The following is a 15,701-nucleotide window of genomic DNA, read 5'->3' as shown; positions in this document are numbered from 1 at the left end:
GTCTCGCCGCGGGGAGAAAGGCGCAGCCCAGAGCGGCGATCCTGGACAGCCGGACGCTGCGCTCCTCTCCCGAAAGCGGAACCCGCGCCGGGTACGACGGTGCCGAGCGCAAGAAGGGCTCCAAGCTGCACCTGGCAGTCGACACGCTGGGGCATCTGCTGGCGTTGCACGTCACGCCCGCCAGTGCCGACGACCGGGCCGAGGTTGGGCGGCTTGCCCAGGCAGTGCAAGCCTCCACAGGCCAGAGCGTCGATCTGGTCTATGTTGACCAGGGCTATACGGGAAGCAAAGCAGCCGATGCCGTGAAGGCGCATGGCGTCGAACTGGAGGTGGTCAGATTGCCAGAAGCCAGGCGTGGCTTCGTGCTGCTGCCGCGGCGCTGGGTGGTTGAGCGCTCATTCGCCTGGGCAACCCGCTTCCGGCGGCTGGTCAAGGACTACGAGCGCTACGCCAGCACTCTTACTGATCTCCACCTCATCGCCTTCGCCTGCATCATGCTCAAACAGGCCGCTCAACTCGCCGCAGGTCCATAACAGCCTCTAGCCCTTCGCCAGCACGGTGATGCGGAGTAGCTCAGCGGTCCGCAGCAGGATCTGGGCGCAGGGCTCCTGTGCATAGGCAGCCTGGACCGCCAGATGCTCCAGGATAACGACGGCACCTTCAATTTCGTCGTGAAGCTTACGCGCGTCGGGCAAGGTGACGTTCATGGACTTCTTGTCTCTGGCTGGGGTGTTACGATGCTCACGACTTCGTGAGTAAGGACATACTTACAGATTGGTACCGATGAGCAATCCCAATTTTACGGCACAATTCTACTGCAGTGAGATTTTCTTAATGTGTGGAAATGCACTCCGCCGCGTAACACACTGAAAAATCATGCGCCGTTAACAACAATTAGCTCAGATTAAGATTATGTAATTAAGTTCAGCGCAAACTTCTGCGCGTTAACAGGTTGTTGTGCCTCCTGTTTTTCTGAGTAGGGTACGTTTCCCTCGAGCGAGACAGTCAGATTGTTGGATGAACGGGCCTTTGCCATGCGCACCGCACTTACCCAGGCAATTCGGGAACACCTCGGCCCAGATCCGGTCGATCTGGCGGCGTTAGACCAACTGCGCGCATCGTTCGTCCGTACGCTCGAGACTGCGCAGTCGCAGGACGAGGCGATCAGCGACATGCGCTATCGCGCCTTGCTGGCCGCTGAATTTGACAGGATTTACCAGGAACTTTTGCAGGCGAGCCGCTGCTAAGGCACGCTGCCTAGGGTCCCTCCTGTCCGGCGAATGCCGAACAGGAGGGATCTCTTAATGCAGCAGATCAGCAGGCTGCGGTGTGCGCCGTAGCTCGTGCAGCGCCGCAAGGACGCACAGCCAGAGCTGCACCCCGGCTGCGTCGTCGCACACTTCCATCCGGACGACATGCGAAAGGATTTCCTCTTCCGCGCGGTCGCCGTGGAGCTCGAGCACGATCTGCGCCGCACGGAAATGATTGAGCGATGCCATCGCAAGGCTCCGCGCCTTCACGGCCTGGCTCACGATACCTCGTCTTCTCGGGCGATCACGCACTGACCTTCCGGCAGGATATCCTCTTCCTTCGCGGTTAGCCGTGCCGCCGTCAGGACTGCCTTACGACCCTGCGACGACAGACTGTCCCAAAGGGCCAGGAGCTCCTGCCTCGCCTCGTAACGAGGCTGGATGCTGCTGCCGATGAGGGAATGGACCTCTCCCCCCTCTAACCGGGCAATCGGTATCGTCCGCGACGGCGGGACGAGGCGGCGGGACGAGGCGGCGGGACGCGACTGCCCATTAGACGGGACAGCCAGGATATATCGCTATTTCGTGATATTGAGACTTTCCCTTCTCGCAGCTGCCCTGTCGCTGCTCCTGTCCAGGCGCTTCTATCACCGGGCAGCTGAACGGCGGACCGCAGTAGACTCTCGTCTTCCCGACAAGGATGCTGCGGTGTGCGGCATGCTGCGCCAGCGTCGGCGCAATCGAGTTGGTCGTTGCCCGACCCGCCGAAAAGTTGGTCATTTCCGCACCCGCCTTCCAGGCGGTCGTCGCCGCCCAAGCTGCGGATCTCGTCTGCCTCGGCTATGCCGGCCAGAACATCATTCCCCGAGGTACCAACCAACAACGCCATCGCGACTGTCCAGCCCTCTTTGTCATAACGATTTAGCCACGCTTCCGCTTAGCGCCAATCCTGCCTGCATTGTCCAGACCTGGACGCTCCTAATACCGTCCGAAAAAGCCTGTTATCGGCGAAGGGTTGGGCATGGCCAGTGGGTCGCTTTGCACCTCAAGCGGCTTCATCCCCTGCCCTGGACGCGGTGCCGTCGGCGCGTCCGGTCCCCGGTAAGGCAATCCGTGACATAGCGCGGCGTGGCTCGTCACTCTCGCCGCAAGTTGGTAAAAAGGGGCGCGCCTTTCAGCATGCCTTTCAGCTCGGCACGATAGGCCGTGGGCTGGTAGAACACGCCAGTCGGGTAGAAGGGCACTTCCTGGAAGGCCAGGGTCTGCATCTCGGCGCAGATGCGCTTCTGGCTCTCAGCATCCGCGGCGGCGAACCAGGTGTCGCGCAGCGCCTCCATGCGCGGGCTGTCGTACCAGCCGAAGGTGGCGCGGCGGCCGTTGCCGCGCATGTAGTTGTGCGCCGCCGGATTCATCGTGCCGACGCCGAGGCTGAAATTGCAGAACAGGCTCCACCCGCCCTTGTCCAGCGGCTCCTGCGACGCAAGGCGCTGCAGCACGGTGCCCCAGTCCAGGGACTGGTAGTCGAGGTTGATGCCGACCTTGCGCAACATGTCGGCCGCCACCTCGCTCATCGCATTCAGCACTGGGAAGTCGGCCGGCGCCAGCAGCACGACGCGTTCGTCCTTGTAGCCGGCGGCGCGCAGCGCGGCGCGGGTGGCTGCCAGGTTGCGCGGACCGGTCAGCGCCTCCAGCCCGGCCTCGCTGGCCATCGGCGCGTCGGGCAGGAAGAAGCCCGACTTGTCCTTCCAGAGCGCGCGGTCGTCACCGGCGATGACCTGCATGTAGTCCGCCTGCTGGATGGCGCCCATCAGGGCATGGCGGATGGCGGGATTGTCAAAGGGCGGCTGCAAGTGGTTGGGGCGGATCATGGTGAAGGCGCCAGCGGTGTCCAGCACCTCCACCTTCAACTCGCGCCGACGCCGCAGCAGCGGCAGCAGGTCTGTCACCGGCTGTTCCCACCAGTCCATCTGGCCGGATTGCAGCGCGGCAGCGGCGGTGGCCGCATCCGGCATGGTGTGCCATTCCACCCGCTCGAAATGCGCCTGGCGGGGGCCGGCCATCATGCTAGGCGTGCCGTCGGCGCGGGGCACGTACCCATCGAAGCGGCGGTATACCGCGCGCGCGCCGGCCACGCGCTCATCCGCCACGAAGCGGTAGGGGCCGCTGCCAACCATCTCCGCCACGGCCTGTGTGGCGGGCGTGGCCGCCAGCCGCTCCGGCATCATCGGGCAGATGTTGGAACCCGCCTTGCCGAGCGCATCCGGCAGCAGCGGGAAGGGGCGGCTGAGGCGAAACAGGATGGTGCGGTCGTCCGGGGCGGACAGTTCGTCCGTCGCCGCCAGCAGCGCCATGCCGAACGCATCGCGCGAGCCCCAGCGGCGGATGCTGCCCACGCAGTCCCGCGCTAGCACCGGTGTGCCGTCATGGAAGCGGAGGCCTTCACGCAGGCGGAGCATCCAGCGCCGCCCGTCCGGCTCCACGCTGTGGCCTTCCACCATCTGCGGGTGGGCGGCGGCGTGCTCGTCCACGCCGTACAGCGTGTCGAACACCATTAGCGCGTGGTTACGGGTGACGAGGCCGGTGGTCTGCACCGGGTCCAGCAAGGCGAGGTCCGCCTGCGGGATGAAGCGCAGGACGGACTGGCCCTGGGCCCCTGCCAGGCGGGGGGCGGACAAGGCGGCCGTGGCCAGCGTGGCCCCGGCGATGAAGCTGCGACGCTGCATGACCCTCGGCTCCTAATGGGAATCGCGCAACGGCGGGGCGCCGCTGCCGCCGACCAGAAAATCGAAATCCACGCCCTGGTCGGCACCCATCACGTGCTCGACATACAGGCGCTCATACCCCCGCTTGTAGGGAGAGACGAAGGGCACCAGCGCGGCGCGGCGGCGTGCCAGCTCGTCCTCATCCACCAGCAGGTCCAGCGAGCGGGCGGCGACGTCCAGCGCCACCAGATCTCCGTCCCGCACCAGCGCTAGCGGGCCGCCGCCGACCGCCTCCGGTGCCACGTGCAGCACCACGGTGCCGTAGGCGGTGCCGCTCATCCGCGCATCGGAGATGCGGACCATGTCGGTAATGCCCTGGCGAAGGATGGCGGCGGGCAGGCGCATGTTGCCAACCTCCGCCATGCCCGGGTAGCCGCGCGGGCCGCAATTGCGCAGCACCAGCACGCTGTCCGGCGTCGCCGGCAGGGCGGGGTCGTCGATCCTGGCCTGGAAGTCCTCGATGCTGTCGAAGACGATGGCGGGGCCGGTATGGCGCATGAGGTGCGGCGAGGCGGCGGAGGGCTTCAGCACGGCGCCGAGCGGCGCCAGGTTGCCGCGCAGGACGGTGATGCCGCCCAGCGGCTTGAACGGGGCATCCAGGCTGCGGATCACCTCCCCATCCGGCGGGCCGGCCGCGTCCGCGATCTCGCCCAGGGTGGAGCCCCCGACGGTGGGGGCTTCCCGGTGCAGTCGGTCCCCCAACACGCGCAGCACCGTGGGGATGCCGCCGGCATAGCAGAAATCCTCCATCAGGAAGCGGCCTGACGGCATGAGGTCGACCAGGCAGGGCATGTCGCGGCCCAGCCGGTCCCAGTCCTCCAGCGTCAGCTCGATGCCGGCACGCCCCGCCAGGGCCAGCAGGTGCACCACGGCGTTGGTGGAGCCACCGAGCGCGCCGTTCAGCAGGATCGCGTTCTCAAAATGCTGGCGCGTCAGCAGGGTGGAAAGCCGGATGTCCTCCCGCGCCAGGGCCACGGCGCGCATGCCGGTCATGTGCGCCAGCGCCTGGCGGCGGGCATCGACGGCGGGCAGCGCAGCGTTACCTGGCAAGGCCAGGCCCATGCCTTCGACCAGGCTGGCCATGGTGGAGGCGGTGCCCATGGTCATGCACGAGCCGGCGCTGCGGTTCAGCTCGGCCTCCGCCGCCTCGAACTGCGCGTGGGTCATGGCGCCGGCCTTCACCGCCTCTACCGCCTTGAAGACATGCGTGCCGGAGCCCATCCGGTCCCGCCCCTTCCACGCGTTCAGCATCGGGCCACCGGAGAGCACGATGGCGGGCAGGTCGACGCTGGCGGCGCCCATCAGCAGTGCCGGCGTCGTCTTGTCGCAGCCCGCCATCAGCACGACGGCATCCAGCGGGTTGCCGCGCAGGGCGCATTCCACATCCATGCTGGCCAGGTTGCGGAACAGCATGGCGGTGGGCCGCATCACGCTCTCCCCCGGCGAGAATACCGGGAACTCCAGCGGAAAGCCGCCAGCCTCATAGACGCCGCGCTTCACGAACTCGGCCAACTGGCGCAGATGGCCGTTGCAGGGCGTCAGGTCCGACCAGGTGTTGCAGATGCCAATGACGGGGCGGCCATCGAACATATGCGCCGGGTGGCCCTGGTTCTTCATCCAGCCGCGATGGACGAAGCCGTGGCTATCATGCCGGCCGAACCAGTCCTGGCTGCGCATGCGGCGGGGCGGCGTACTCATGCCGGTGCGTCCCCATGCCACCAGTGGGCAAAGGGGTTGGCGTGGATGATGCCGTCGATCGTCGCCTGCGTGACGCGCGGCAAGGCGGTGCCTTCCACCAGGTGGTTGATGCCGCGCAGGCCGGCCAGCGATTCCTCCACCCCGGCATAAGGGAAGTCGGTACCCCAGAAAATCTTGTCACGGTCGGTGATGTTGTACTCCTGAGCCGCCACCAGCGTGTTGTAGAACTGCCACGGGCGGTAGAAGAGCGCCGAGACCTCGCAGAACACGTTGGGGTGCTTGCGGGCGACGACGATGCACTCCTCCCCCCACGGGTGGCCCATATGCGCCATCACCATCTTCAGGTCGGGATAGCGGCGCGCGACTTCGTCCACATGGATGGGCCGTCCCATCTCGAGCGGCGCATTGCGGGCGAAGGTGGTACCCATGTGCATGGTCAGCGGCAGGTCGTGCTTCACGCAGTATTCGTAGATCGGCACCATGCGCGGATCGGCCAGGTGCACGCCATTGTAGATCGGGCCGAACTTCACGCCGCGCAGGCCGAGATCCTCCACCGCGTGGCGCAGCAGCTCCATGGCGTCGGGGCGGCGCGGGTCGACGGCAGCGAAGCCGACGAACTTGTCAGGATACTTCGCGACGGCGGCGGCGGTCACTGCGTCGTCCCCATCCACGCCCGCGCTGTCGCCATAGCGCAGGGTAAAGATGATGGCCTTGTCGACGCCCGCCATGGCAGCATGCAGCGTATCCGCGTCCGCCTTCGGGTCGACGCCGCCGGCGCGGGAAGCCACCTGCTGGCCATGCACAGGCGTCAGGTGCCGGTCCTCATAGATGTTGACGTGACAATCAACGATCATGCTCAGAGGATCCCGTATTTCTCGAACACGGTGCGCAGCGGCACGCCGGCGCGCAGCTCGGCCAGCGTCTCCTTCTCGCCACGCAGCTTGGCCTCGGCGCGCTCGGCTACCGCGGCTTCGGCGGCGCGGGGCACCACGACCACGCCGTCGGCGTCGCCGAAGACGAAGTCCCCGGGACAAACGCGGACGCCGCCGCATTCCAACGGCACATCCAGCGCGACGATCTTGCCACGCCCCTTGCTGTCCAACGGCCCGATGCCACCGTGGAATACCGGGTAGCGCATCTCGCGGATGGCGCTGATGTCGCGCACCATGCCATCCATCAGCGCCCCGGCGCTGCCGCGAACCTGCGCGGCGGTACTGAGCAATTCGCCCCAGGGCGCGATGCGGCCGCTATGGCCGCAGGCGAAGACCGGGATCTCCCCCGGCGCCAGGGAATCGACCAGGTCGATCTCGAGGTCGTAGGGATTCTCACCCTCCTTCGCCTCGAAAACTTCCAGGTACAGCGCGGTGCGGGCGCGACCGGCCATGCGCACGCTGTCGTCCAGTGGGCGGATACGGGCGGGCAGGGCCTGGCGGGTGTAGCCGAGGCCGTCCAGCACGTCAGAGAGCATGGCCGAGAACAGCCGATCCTGCATGGCTTCCAGGATTCCGTCGGATACCGCCAAAACTGCCTCCTCGTCCGCGTGTTCTTATTTAACGTTATAGTTTGAGCGCAGCACGAAGCCCGCTGTCAACAGGATCCTCCCTCCCGCAACTGCACAGGCAGCACGATCTCAGTCTGCCGGAAGGCGCCATCCTGCAGTCGCAGCAGCAATTCCTCACCCGCGCGCACACCCATCTCGTAGGCCGGGCTCGCGATGGTGGTCAGGGTGGGCTGGACGAAGCGGAACATCTCGAACGCGTTGAAGCCGGCCACTGGCACCGCATCGGGCACTGCCAGGCCCCTGGCCTGCAGCAGCGCCATCGCCGCCAGGGCCATCTGGTCGTTACCGCCGACGATGGCATTCGGGACACCGTTCTGTTCCAGCGCGCGAGAGAGAGCCTCCTGGGTGGCGCCGAAGCTCTCGTCGCCGCAGAGGACGCGCCGCAGCCGGATGCCACGGCCCAGGCCCAGCCGAAGCCCCTCCCCCCGCTCTGACTGCGCGGTCCAGGCGATTGAGGGGGTCAGGAAGAGTACGCGGGTGCCAGGTTGGAGACGGCGGCGCAGATGTATGCCCAGCAGCCGGCCGCCTTCCCTATCATCCTGGCGCAGCAGGCAGGCATCCTGCAGCCCGCCAGTATCGCGCTCCTGCACCAGCACCACAGGCTGGCGCAGCCGTGCCACCTGTTCCAGCAAGCGCATGCGGGCGGCGGGCGTGCCGGAGAGCAGCAAGCAGAGTGCATCCGTCTCGGACTGCGCCAGCAACGGCGGCACCGTCGCCGCATGGGGCCGGACGCCTTGCAACACCAGCGAGAATGCCTTCTCCGCCGCCACGTTGCCGAGGCCGGCGATGACGTTGGTGATGAACGGGTCCCGCAGGTAGTCCGGCGCGCTGTCCAGCACCAGCACGCCGATAGAGCCCGTGCGTTCCAGCCTCAGGCGACGGGCGTTGGCGTCGGGCCGGTAATTGAGGCGCTCCACCTCCCGCAGCACTTTCGCGCGCGTTTCGGCGCTGGCGCCGGGGCGGCCGTTCAGTACGTTGGAGACGGTCATCGGCGTTACGCCCGCCGCCTCCGCCACGTCTCGCAGGCGACTGATCCTTGTTTGGCGTTGGTTATGCTCGGTCATGGGTGGTTATCCTGGCGCCCTCCATCCATCGCGTCGGACCGCTTCCTGCTGTCGTTAAATGACGCCCATGCGCGCGAGGTGTTTGGCCGCCTCACCATCGAAGCCGTTGAGACCACCTATACGGTCGCCCCGGTGCTAGTACGCAGAATGGGGCTAGGTGTTGATCAGCGGGTGACAGGATCCAAAGCTCGCGCAACCATATCTGGCTCCCGTGCAATCACGCGCAGGAATGCCATGGCGGTTGTGTCGGGCTTCTTCCGGCTCTGCTCCCAGTCCCGCAGCGTTCCTGCGGGGATATGGAAGCGGGCCGCAAAGGCCGCCTGTGACAGGCCGAGGCGATGACGCACAGTGCGCACCAGGGCTGCGGCCGTTTCTGCATCACTTAGGATAGGTGCAGCGTCGGGATCGGCTACGACACGCCGTGCGATCTCCTCATCTGATAGCGAGTCTTGCGCGGCCCAATCCGTGTCAGCCAGAGCCTGCGCGATCATCTCGGGTGTCACCTTCACAGTAGCCATCGCTTTTGCTCCCTTGCATTGGCCTTGCGGACCGAGATGAGACGGATGCAGCTTTCACGAATGGTGTAGGTGCAGGCGTAGAGACGGTCTTGTACCATCTCATAAGCCGTCATCCGCACTTCGCCATAGTCGCGGCGGTCATCGAGCAGTTCCGATTTGGTTCGCCAGCACCACCGCGCCGAGAACCAAGGAAACGCCGTGCTTGTCACGGTTGGCCGCGTCCTTGGCAGGGTCGAACTCGATATCCATGATCTTATTATACTGCTAAGCAGTATATTTCGCAAGGTTATATACGGCAAAGCAGTATCTGATGGCGATGAACCCGTGGTCAGTCCCCATCCTGGCAGCGAGGGCGGCATGCTCCGATGGCGTCGGGGACCCACCGCGCCTTCCTTCCCCCTGTCCACAGCCTTGTTCTTATCATCAGAGACTTTCGGCTGACCGCCTATCGGTATCGCTCGCCCAAAGGCTCGGCGTGGCAAACAGGTAGGCCGAGGTCCATTGACACCAGCGGGCCACGCCGCGCACGGCGGCGACCAAGCCACGCCGAACGTGGCCCATGATGCCGGCGGCCTCCAGGCGGCCGATAGCGAGGTGCATTGTGGAGCGGGCGCAGCCGCACCCCGCCGCCGGCTGGCCGTGCTGTCGGGCCTCGACCAAGCATATGATCTGCTTCTGCCACTAGGCCAGGCGGCGAGAAGCGCCGCTCCGCCAGAACATGATGCACCAGGAAGCGGTGCAGCCGCCCATTGCCGTCCTCAAAGAGGTGCACCGTCACGAAACCGAACGCGATCGCCGCGGCCTGCAGGACAGGATCGATCTCTCCTGTGCCCATACGCGCATTCGTTGCCAGCAGGCCCTCCAGCAGGGCCGGCAAACCCTCTGACCGGGCTCTGATGAACTCCGGTACCGGTAGGCCATCCTGCGTTCGGTCACCCAGGAACACACCTTCACGTCGTAGGCCTGGACGGACATGCCGGCTGTCCTCGATCAGCACAGATTGTAAGCGCTCCAACCCGTCCACCGAGAGTGGCCGTTGTCCAGCCCGCAGCACCGCCCGACCCCAACGCTCGATCCGGTTGCGCGGCGGCCGTTCCCCCTCAATCAGGAAGCTCGCCTGGCTGTCCGCTAGGAGCAGAAAGCTGGCAGCGCGGGACAACAGCCGCTTGTCGGCCCGGCTGGTGGTCTCCTGTGCGGCCTGCATGAGCTCGCGTTCGATCCACGCTACCAAGGTCGGTGTTTTGCGCAGAACAGGGCAGAACGCCGAGGTACCTGGCAGGTTGTCCCGGACCCTGTGCCGAGGCGAATTCACCGCAGTGGCCGTGACATAGAAGGCAGGATCCAGAGCTCGACGTAGTTACCCGTCTTGGCGTCTGGCAGTGGTAGCCGCTGACCGGTCAGCCACTCGAACAGGAACCAGCTGCGCCGGACCCAGGCGCCAGTGGGTTGACTGGCTACGAACTCCGCCATCTCCGCTACATGGGTGGCGTCGAACAGCCGTTTCAGCAGCAGGAGATCCAGGGGCTCATGGCGCAGGGCGAAGGTCAGATGACCGGCTAGGCTGGCTTCCGGCTGGTAGCGCTTCTCAACGAAAGTCCAGTCGCCTGTGCTCTGCCGCCCTCAAAAAGCCCGGCAGAATGCAGGCTGCCGACCTGACTGGGGCATCCAGACCATAAGCGTGGGCTAGGGCAGCGTATCCGACCAGTTCGCCATTCGGTGGGACTAGGCGCTCTTGGAAAACGCGGGGTGTGGTAAAGCCGAAGGCCATGGTCGGAATACAGTGCGTCACGTCGATTATCGATTACCAAACAGCCGCATAAAGGGAAATCATTTACACGCGGGGCTATCCGAGGCCCGCTTCACGACTGAAGCCTGGAACAGCGGAGCCCCTTCGAGCTAGTGCCGCTCCTCATGAGCGGGTCAAGGTATCACCCATGCCGCTGTCCGGTTCGCAGGCACGTGGCTTCCAGATTCAGCAAACGATGTTTTGGACAGCAGCCCGGTCTGTCTACGGTCCTAGTCAATGTGTCCCGCCGGTTCAACATGCGCGCTCAACTCGCAGTCCATAAGGTCGCCCAGCAGCGGGTCCAGCTCGGCGACATGCGCCTGCGGCAGGCCTAGGCTGGTTCCCTGCCAAGCGCTTCGCCTTGCTTAGCGGACCGTGCACGGTCACGCACATTCTGGCGCATGGCGTCAAGCTGTCGTAGCCGCGGCCTGCTAGCCGAATGCCGGGATCATTGTCCCATTCCTCCGCCCAGTTCGCCAAAGGTCATGCTGTCATGCTCCCCGCCTGGGGTCAGCGTCAGGCTGATCGGCAGGCCTCGGCAGCACCAGCGCCCCTCCAGGAGATAACCTTGAATTGCCTCAGCTTCGGGGTGTGAAGCACCTTTGTCGACGCCGCCCGGCAGCCGGCAGTTGGAGCCCATGAGACTTGGTCAAGTACACCTTCGAGGATGCCGTTAAAAACAGCTCTGAACGGGTTTCATGGCTTGAGTGCTCGGTAAGACTGTCACAGGCACTGCAAGCGCAACGTGGACTTTCATGATGCCGAGCGGGCGAGCGCCTATCGTCGCCGGCTTCTCTTTATCGTTGGCATCTCGAGTACTGTCGATGAATGGCCCCCGTGCGCCCCAGTCGTCACCGGGGGCCTGGATTGGTGAAGAGTAAGGGCGGTCGCAGTAATTTTCTACCTTCGCCTCCGGATATACAGCAGTCGGAACAGGCAGCGTGTGCCTAGAGGCGGGCCGCCTGGGTTACATGACAGGGGCGGCATGAGAGGGCGCAGGCAGATTCTTACCGGTAAGAGGGTGCCCGCCTCTCCCGTCGACTTACAAAGTGCTCTAGGGTCAGCACGAGGAATCTGACGGAGCCGAATATGGCCGAGGCCACTAGCAGAAAACTGAAGCGGACGATCCGCATTCTAAGTACTGGGGCCAAGGGCGGCCCCGGAAAGAGCTTCTTAGTAAAAAACCTGGCGGGCGCTGCCGCCGCCGCTGGCTTCAGCGTCGGCATGGTTGACTTCGACACTCAGCGGACGGTCACCAAGTGGCTCCAGCGCCGGGCGCAGTATTGCCCCGACGCCCCCGAAATTGTCGGCTATGAGGCCGACCCCCATGACGCCCGGGATGCTGCCGAGGTTCTCGGCCTCGAGGACCACGACATCGTTTTCTTCGACACCCCGCCCGCCATCGACCAAAGTTCCGAGGTTCTGAAGACACTCTCCTACGGCGTCGACCTGGTGCTTGTGCCAACGAAGGTTGGCATCTCGGACACCGAAAGCGCGGAAACTCTGCTTCATGCCCTTGCGGCGTGGAAGCGGCCTACGCTGGCAGTACTGAACTTGGTGAAGCCCAAGGCGACCCGTGTCATCGGATTGGCGAAGAAGCGGCTGGTTCGGCACGCCGAACTCTGCGCCGTGGAGATAGGCGAGTACTACGATTTTCTGGCCGCCGACGAAGTAGGGTTGGGGGCTACTGAGATGCGTAAGTGCACCGGTGGTGAGGACGTCGAGGCCGTCTGGGCCGCTGTTCGCCGCCGCGTTGGCCTGGAAGAGGGTTAAAGATATGGCCGTCCGCCGCACCACCACAACAGCCACCACCTCTGACCGCCGCGGCCTGGATCCGGCCCGCATCCGCAAGACCATCGAGCGGGCGGTCGACCACGAGCCTGCCGGCAACCCGGATCACCGAGGCGATGCATTGGTGCTCGCGGGATTTGAGACAGCAAACCCGGACCATCTTGCTGTCGAAATCGGAACCCTTTGGTCACGGGCCCAGGAGGCCTTTCTGACCATCGGTCACCGCATCATCAAGGCCCGCGGATTGATTGAGGACCGCATCCGGGGAAGCAACGCTCACCTGACCCCTGCGGGACGGCGCGCACAAATGAACGCTGAGTGGCGCGTGTTTCTGGGCAAGCTACCCTTCAGTGTGCAGATCGCCTCGCAACTTGAATGCGTTTCCCGCGCGCTGAACGATGGCAAGCTCAATCCGGCTGAGCTGCCTCAAAACTACTCTGTGGCCTATCAGCTAACGACTTTGACTGATGCTGAACTTGATGCCGCCCGCAAGGAGGGCTTGGTTGGTCCCGGTGCGAAGCGGGATTCCATCATCGATTTCAAACGGCGGCTGCGGCGGGCCCGCGTTGGTCGGGAGACCGAGCTCGTCCAGCGGCGGCTGCGCATCGTCGCCGAAATGGAGAAGATGCGTCGTGAGCTCCTAGACATCGACCGCGAGCTTGGGGGAAGCAGTGGCCGCATCATCGACGTGCAGGTCGACCAGTAATGATGAATTAGTTGGAGGTGGGAAGCGAGGGTCGACTGCCGCGGCTTCTGCCACACCATCCGTCGTACCCACCCGAAACTTCGCTCGATCCCAGCCGCCCCAGAGCAGAACAGCGGCGGCCGGAGCTTTCCCTCCGCCTCTGATAAACCCAACTCGGGCGCATCCAAGATTCCGGATTAGCTAGTCGCAAGATGCGGCGAGGATGATGGCCGCATCGAGAGGTCCCGCAGACACGGACCGACAACCGCAGTCCACTCCAGCAGCAGCGTGACCGTGCATCCGCTGCGCCCACTTCGGGCATCTGCAGGCTGGGCCTTCCCGGGCGGTACGCGCCCAGGAAGGCGGACTCGTTATTCGTCATCAGCCAGAGCCAGGCCGACCCATCTTCCCTTGTCTGCATCGTTTGGCCGGCGGCCACCGTCGATGTCGCCGTTCCCTCGCCCACGGCCCGGCCGACTCTGCTAGCCACCATGCGTACAGCAAGTGCGATGCCTCCGGTGGCTCATTCGTATCCAGCGCCACCGTTCCTGTGTCATCCGACTCCAAGCTGGTGGTCAGCCGGGGCGGAGCAAGTCGCCGGCGTCAACTCAGCGTCTTCCGCTGACGGAGCAGATGGGGGGGAGGGGAGATTCTCTTTCCTGCGCCGCTTCCTGGACTACTCCGATCGGCCGTCCGCCACCTTGTGCACAGCCGCCACTTCCTCCTCTGGGCCCCTCAACAGGGCGCGGGCGGCTTCCTCGGCCACTTGGTGAGGCCGGCCACGGTCACTGCCCACCAATCACTTCCCAGCCCTGGTCCTTGTCCTTGCTCTGTCCCAGCGAACTAACAGCAATTTCTCGGCCTAAAAGCCATCGCTAATTCCCAGGTCGCGCCGGGCGTCCGCCCATGTCACTAACAATCGGCTACCACCACGAAATACGTAGACCGGCTTTCCGGGATTCTGGGCTTCGCCTCCCGCGTCTTCGCGAACTCGGGGCCGTAGTAGTGGCCGACCGGGCGCTGGGGTTCAGGTCGTGTCAGATTGGGGCGCGCGATGGTGCCGTCTTCGGCCTGGAAGGCGATGCCGGCGTTCGATAGGCCTTCGTCACGGCGCGTGATACCGTAGAAAAGATTACAGGCTGTTTCAACCAAGTCTGTCAAAGAGATGGTGAGACGTTCCACCTTGTCCTTGGATCTGTGGTGTTCGAGCGTGCCCAGCTCACGGTAGAGGAGATCGCAGTCCACCATTGAGATCCGTCTCCCATAGAAGCCATGAGCTGCTGCTGGTCTGGTGGACACCTGGTTAAGGTTTTCACCTGATTAGAGGTCCGAGGATGGGACGAAGGTTAGCCGGCCGTGAGTGTAAGGTCGGGGCAGTGGAGTTGGTCCGGGAGCATGGGTGTCGGTGACCCAGGCTTGCCGGGACCTGGAGCTTGCCGAGAGCGTCTTGCGGCGCTGGCTGCGGGAGAAGCGGACGATCCGCACCAAGCCTTCTCTGGTTGCAGCCAGATGAGGCCAGAGCAGCAGGAGATCAAGCGGCTCCGGCGGGAGGTCGCCAAGCTCAAGGCGGAGCGTGACATCCTAAAAATGGCCGCAGCGTACTTCGCCAGGGGTGAGGTCATCAACGCCATTGCCATTGCCCGAGTGACTGGCCGAACACATGAAGTTCGCCGTCATCGCGAAGCACCGGTCGGCTTGCCGCTGTCCTGGCTCTGCTCGGCGCTGGCGTTTCTCGTTCCAGCTTCCATGCCCTGGCTGACCCGGCGTCCTAGCCAGCGTGCTGTCGAGAACGAACAGATCACGCCCAGGATCCACGCCAGCTTTCTGGCCGGTGACCGGCCCTATGGCGCCCGGCGGGTGTGGCACGACTTGCTGGCCCAGGGCATCCGCTGTGGCCTGCATGGAATTGAACGGCCGATGCGGCAGCAGGGTCTGTGTGCCAGGCCACGGCGCTGCGGCTTGCCGCTCGATAAGGGTCAGCGGGTTGCTTCCACGTCGGCCAACATTCTCGACCGCCGGTTCGAAGCGGAGCAGCCAAACCAGAAATGGACCGCAGGCTTCACCTACATCCGGACGGATGAAGGCTGGCTTTACGTTGCCGCCATGATCGACGTTTTCCCCGCCGTGTTGTTGGCTTGTCGATGAGCGCCACGATGACCGCACGGCTCGTTACCGACGCCCTGGTTATGGCGATCTGTCCGCGCGGCAGGCCGAGGTCCTTGCTGCACCACTCCGACCGGGGCAGCCAGTACAGCAGTGAGCAGTTCCAGCGACTAATGGCTGACCAAGGCATTACCTGCTCCACGAGCCGGTCCGGCAACGTCTGGGATAACGCTGCGATGGAGAGCTCTTCTCGTCGCTGAACACCGAACGCACCGCTCGGAAGGTTCACCGCACGCGCGACGCAGCAAGAGCTGACGTGTTCGACTACATTAAGCGCTTTACAATCCGGGGCGGCGCCACTCGAGGGCGGTGTCAGCACTGTGGCGAGGAGGGGTTCCTCAACGCGGATAGCACTCCCTACCTCGAGGCCCACTTCGAGCGTAAAAAGGCCTCCCTGGAGGCGCAGATGATCCAGATCGCCCG

Annotated in this window: 16 protein-coding genes and 1 pseudogene; 5 read left to right on the top strand and 12 right to left on the bottom strand. The window is 64.6% G+C overall.

The window, feature by feature from the left end; genetic code table 11:
• On the top strand, window positions 1-533 hold a 533-nt coding region (locus tag IBL26_RS22105; protein ID WP_187786685.1), incomplete at its 5' end, for a transposase.
• A 6-nt stretch (window positions 534-539) separates the two neighbouring features.
• On the opposite strand, the gene IBL26_RS22100 is transcribed toward IBL26_RS22105, so the two are convergent.
• Complete coding sequence (locus IBL26_RS22100; protein WP_187786684.1) at window positions 540-707, bottom strand: hypothetical protein; 168 nt, start codon at window positions 705-707, stop codon at window positions 540-542.
• Window positions 708-1,034: 327 nt separating this feature from the next.
• Here IBL26_RS22100 and IBL26_RS22095 point away from each other — a divergent pair, with 327 nt between their 5' ends.
• Window positions 1,035-1,247, top strand: coding sequence for a hypothetical protein (locus IBL26_RS22095; protein ID WP_187786683.1), 213 nt, complete (start codon window positions 1,035-1,037; stop codon window positions 1,245-1,247).
• Window positions 1,248-1,301: 54 nt separating this feature from the next.
• Here the strand turns inward: IBL26_RS22095 and IBL26_RS22090 are convergent, their stop codons facing one another.
• From IBL26_RS22090 to IBL26_RS22045, 10 genes are all read right to left on the bottom strand, one after another.
• Window positions 1,302-1,532, bottom strand: a complete 231-nt coding sequence (locus IBL26_RS22090; RefSeq protein ID WP_187786682.1) for a hypothetical protein — start codon at window positions 1,530-1,532, stop codon at window positions 1,302-1,304.
• Window positions 1,533-1,728: 196 nt separating this feature from the next.
• On the bottom strand, window positions 1,729-2,139 hold the full coding sequence (locus IBL26_RS26175; protein ID WP_187786681.1) for a hypothetical protein: 411 nt from the start codon (window positions 2,137-2,139) through the stop codon (window positions 1,729-1,731).
• 247 nt (window positions 2,140-2,386) lie between these two features.
• Entirely contained in the window at window positions 2,387-3,973 is a 1,587-nt protein-coding gene (locus tag IBL26_RS22080) for an ABC transporter substrate-binding protein (RefSeq protein ID WP_187786680.1), read from the bottom strand.
• Between the two features lie 12 nt (window positions 3,974-3,985).
• Entirely contained in the window at window positions 3,986-5,710 is a 1,725-nt protein-coding gene (locus tag IBL26_RS22075; protein ID WP_187786679.1) for an IlvD/Edd family dehydratase, read from the bottom strand.
• On the bottom strand, window positions 5,707-6,564 hold the full coding sequence (locus IBL26_RS22070) for an amidohydrolase family protein (RefSeq protein WP_187786678.1): 858 nt from the start codon (window positions 6,562-6,564) through the stop codon (window positions 5,707-5,709). The genes IBL26_RS22075 and IBL26_RS22070 overlap by 4 nt, the downstream gene beginning before the upstream one ends.
• Before the next feature lie 2 nt (window positions 6,565-6,566).
• Window positions 6,567-7,232 (bottom strand): RraA family protein, encoded by a 666-nt coding sequence (locus IBL26_RS22065; RefSeq protein WP_241749680.1) that lies wholly within the window; start codon window positions 7,230-7,232, stop codon window positions 6,567-6,569.
• A 65-nt stretch (window positions 7,233-7,297) separates the two neighbouring features.
• On the bottom strand, window positions 7,298-8,335 hold the full coding sequence (locus IBL26_RS22060; RefSeq protein ID WP_187786677.1) for a LacI family DNA-binding transcriptional regulator: 1,038 nt from the start codon (window positions 8,333-8,335) through the stop codon (window positions 7,298-7,300).
• A gap of 164 nt (window positions 8,336-8,499) precedes the next feature.
• Window positions 8,500-8,853, bottom strand: a complete 354-nt coding sequence (locus IBL26_RS22055; RefSeq protein WP_241749679.1) for a helix-turn-helix domain-containing protein — start codon at window positions 8,851-8,853, stop codon at window positions 8,500-8,502.
• Window positions 8,841-8,951 (bottom strand): BrnT family toxin, encoded by a 111-nt coding sequence (locus IBL26_RS26170; protein ID WP_367615488.1) that lies wholly within the window; start codon window positions 8,949-8,951, stop codon window positions 8,841-8,843. Before IBL26_RS26170 ends, IBL26_RS22055 begins: the two co-directional genes overlap by 13 nt.
• 347 nt (window positions 8,952-9,298) lie before the next feature.
• Complete coding sequence (locus IBL26_RS22045; protein WP_187786676.1) at window positions 9,299-10,057, bottom strand: Fic family protein; 759 nt, start codon at window positions 10,055-10,057, stop codon at window positions 9,299-9,301.
• Between the two features lie 1,671 nt (window positions 10,058-11,728).
• Here IBL26_RS22045 and IBL26_RS22040 point away from each other — a divergent pair.
• Entirely contained in the window at window positions 11,729-12,412 is a 684-nt protein-coding gene (locus tag IBL26_RS22040; protein WP_187786675.1) for a ParA family protein, read from the top strand.
• 4 nt (window positions 12,413-12,416) lie between these two features.
• The gene (locus IBL26_RS22035) at window positions 12,417-13,136 is read left to right on the top strand and encodes a hypothetical protein (protein ID WP_187786674.1); all 720 of its coding nucleotides are present in this window, start codon (window positions 12,417-12,419) and stop codon (window positions 13,134-13,136) included.
• An 891-nt stretch (window positions 13,137-14,027) separates the two neighbouring features.
• Here IBL26_RS22035 and IBL26_RS22030 read toward each other — a convergent pair.
• Window positions 14,028-14,363, bottom strand: a complete 336-nt coding sequence (locus IBL26_RS22030; RefSeq protein WP_187786673.1) for a hypothetical protein — start codon at window positions 14,361-14,363, stop codon at window positions 14,028-14,030.
• An 86-nt stretch (window positions 14,364-14,449) separates the two neighbouring features.
• Here IBL26_RS22030 and IBL26_RS22025 point away from each other — a divergent pair.
• Window positions 14,450-15,629 (top strand): annotated as a pseudogene (locus IBL26_RS22025) (IS3 family transposase).
• Window positions 15,630-15,701: the final 72 nt, after the last annotated feature.

Source organism: Teichococcus aerophilus, from assembly GCF_014490485.1.
In the GTDB taxonomy this organism is placed as follows: Bacteria; Pseudomonadota; Alphaproteobacteria; order Acetobacterales; family Acetobacteraceae; genus Pseudoroseomonas; species Pseudoroseomonas aerophila.
This window is presented reverse-complemented; position numbering and strand designations above follow the sequence as displayed.

Bases quoted from the DNA above. Each gene is read 5' to 3' on its own strand.
- IBL26_RS22040 (WP_187786675.1), top strand. From the start codon at position 11,729: ATGGCCGAGGCCACTAGCAGAAAACTGAAGCGGACGATCCGCATTCTA.
- IBL26_RS22070 (WP_187786678.1), bottom strand. From the start codon at position 6,564: ATGATCGTTGATTGTCACGTCAACATCTATGAGGACCGGCACCTGACG.
- IBL26_RS22035 (WP_187786674.1), top strand. From the start codon at position 12,417: ATGGCCGTCCGCCGCACCACCACAACAGCCACCACCTCTGACCGCCGC.
- IBL26_RS22030 (WP_187786673.1), bottom strand. From the start codon at position 14,363: ATGGTGGACTGCGATCTCCTCTACCGTGAGCTGGGCACGCTCGAACAC.
- IBL26_RS22075 (WP_187786679.1), bottom strand. From the start codon at position 5,710: ATGAGTACGCCGCCCCGCCGCATGCGCAGCCAGGACTGGTTCGGCCGG.
- IBL26_RS22060 (WP_187786677.1), bottom strand. From the start codon at position 8,335: ATGACCGAGCATAACCAACGCCAAACAAGGATCAGTCGCCTGCGAGAC.
- IBL26_RS22080 (WP_187786680.1), bottom strand. From the start codon at position 3,973: ATGCAGCGTCGCAGCTTCATCGCCGGGGCCACGCTGGCCACGGCCGCC.
- IBL26_RS26175 (WP_187786681.1), bottom strand. From the start codon at position 2,139: ATGGCGTTGTTGGTTGGTACCTCGGGGAATGATGTTCTGGCCGGCATA.
- IBL26_RS22095 (WP_187786683.1), top strand. From the start codon at position 1,035: ATGCGCACCGCACTTACCCAGGCAATTCGGGAACACCTCGGCCCAGAT.
- IBL26_RS22100 (WP_187786684.1), bottom strand. From the start codon at position 707: ATGAACGTCACCTTGCCCGACGCGCGTAAGCTTCACGACGAAATTGAA.
- IBL26_RS22045 (WP_187786676.1), bottom strand. From the start codon at position 10,057: ATGCAGGCCGCACAGGAGACCACCAGCCGGGCCGACAAGCGGCTGTTG.
- IBL26_RS26170 (WP_367615488.1), bottom strand. From the start codon at position 8,951: ATGGTACAAGACCGTCTCTACGCCTGCACCTACACCATTCGTGAAAGC.
- IBL26_RS22055 (WP_241749679.1), bottom strand. From the start codon at position 8,853: ATGGCTACTGTGAAGGTGACACCCGAGATGATCGCGCAGGCTCTGGCT.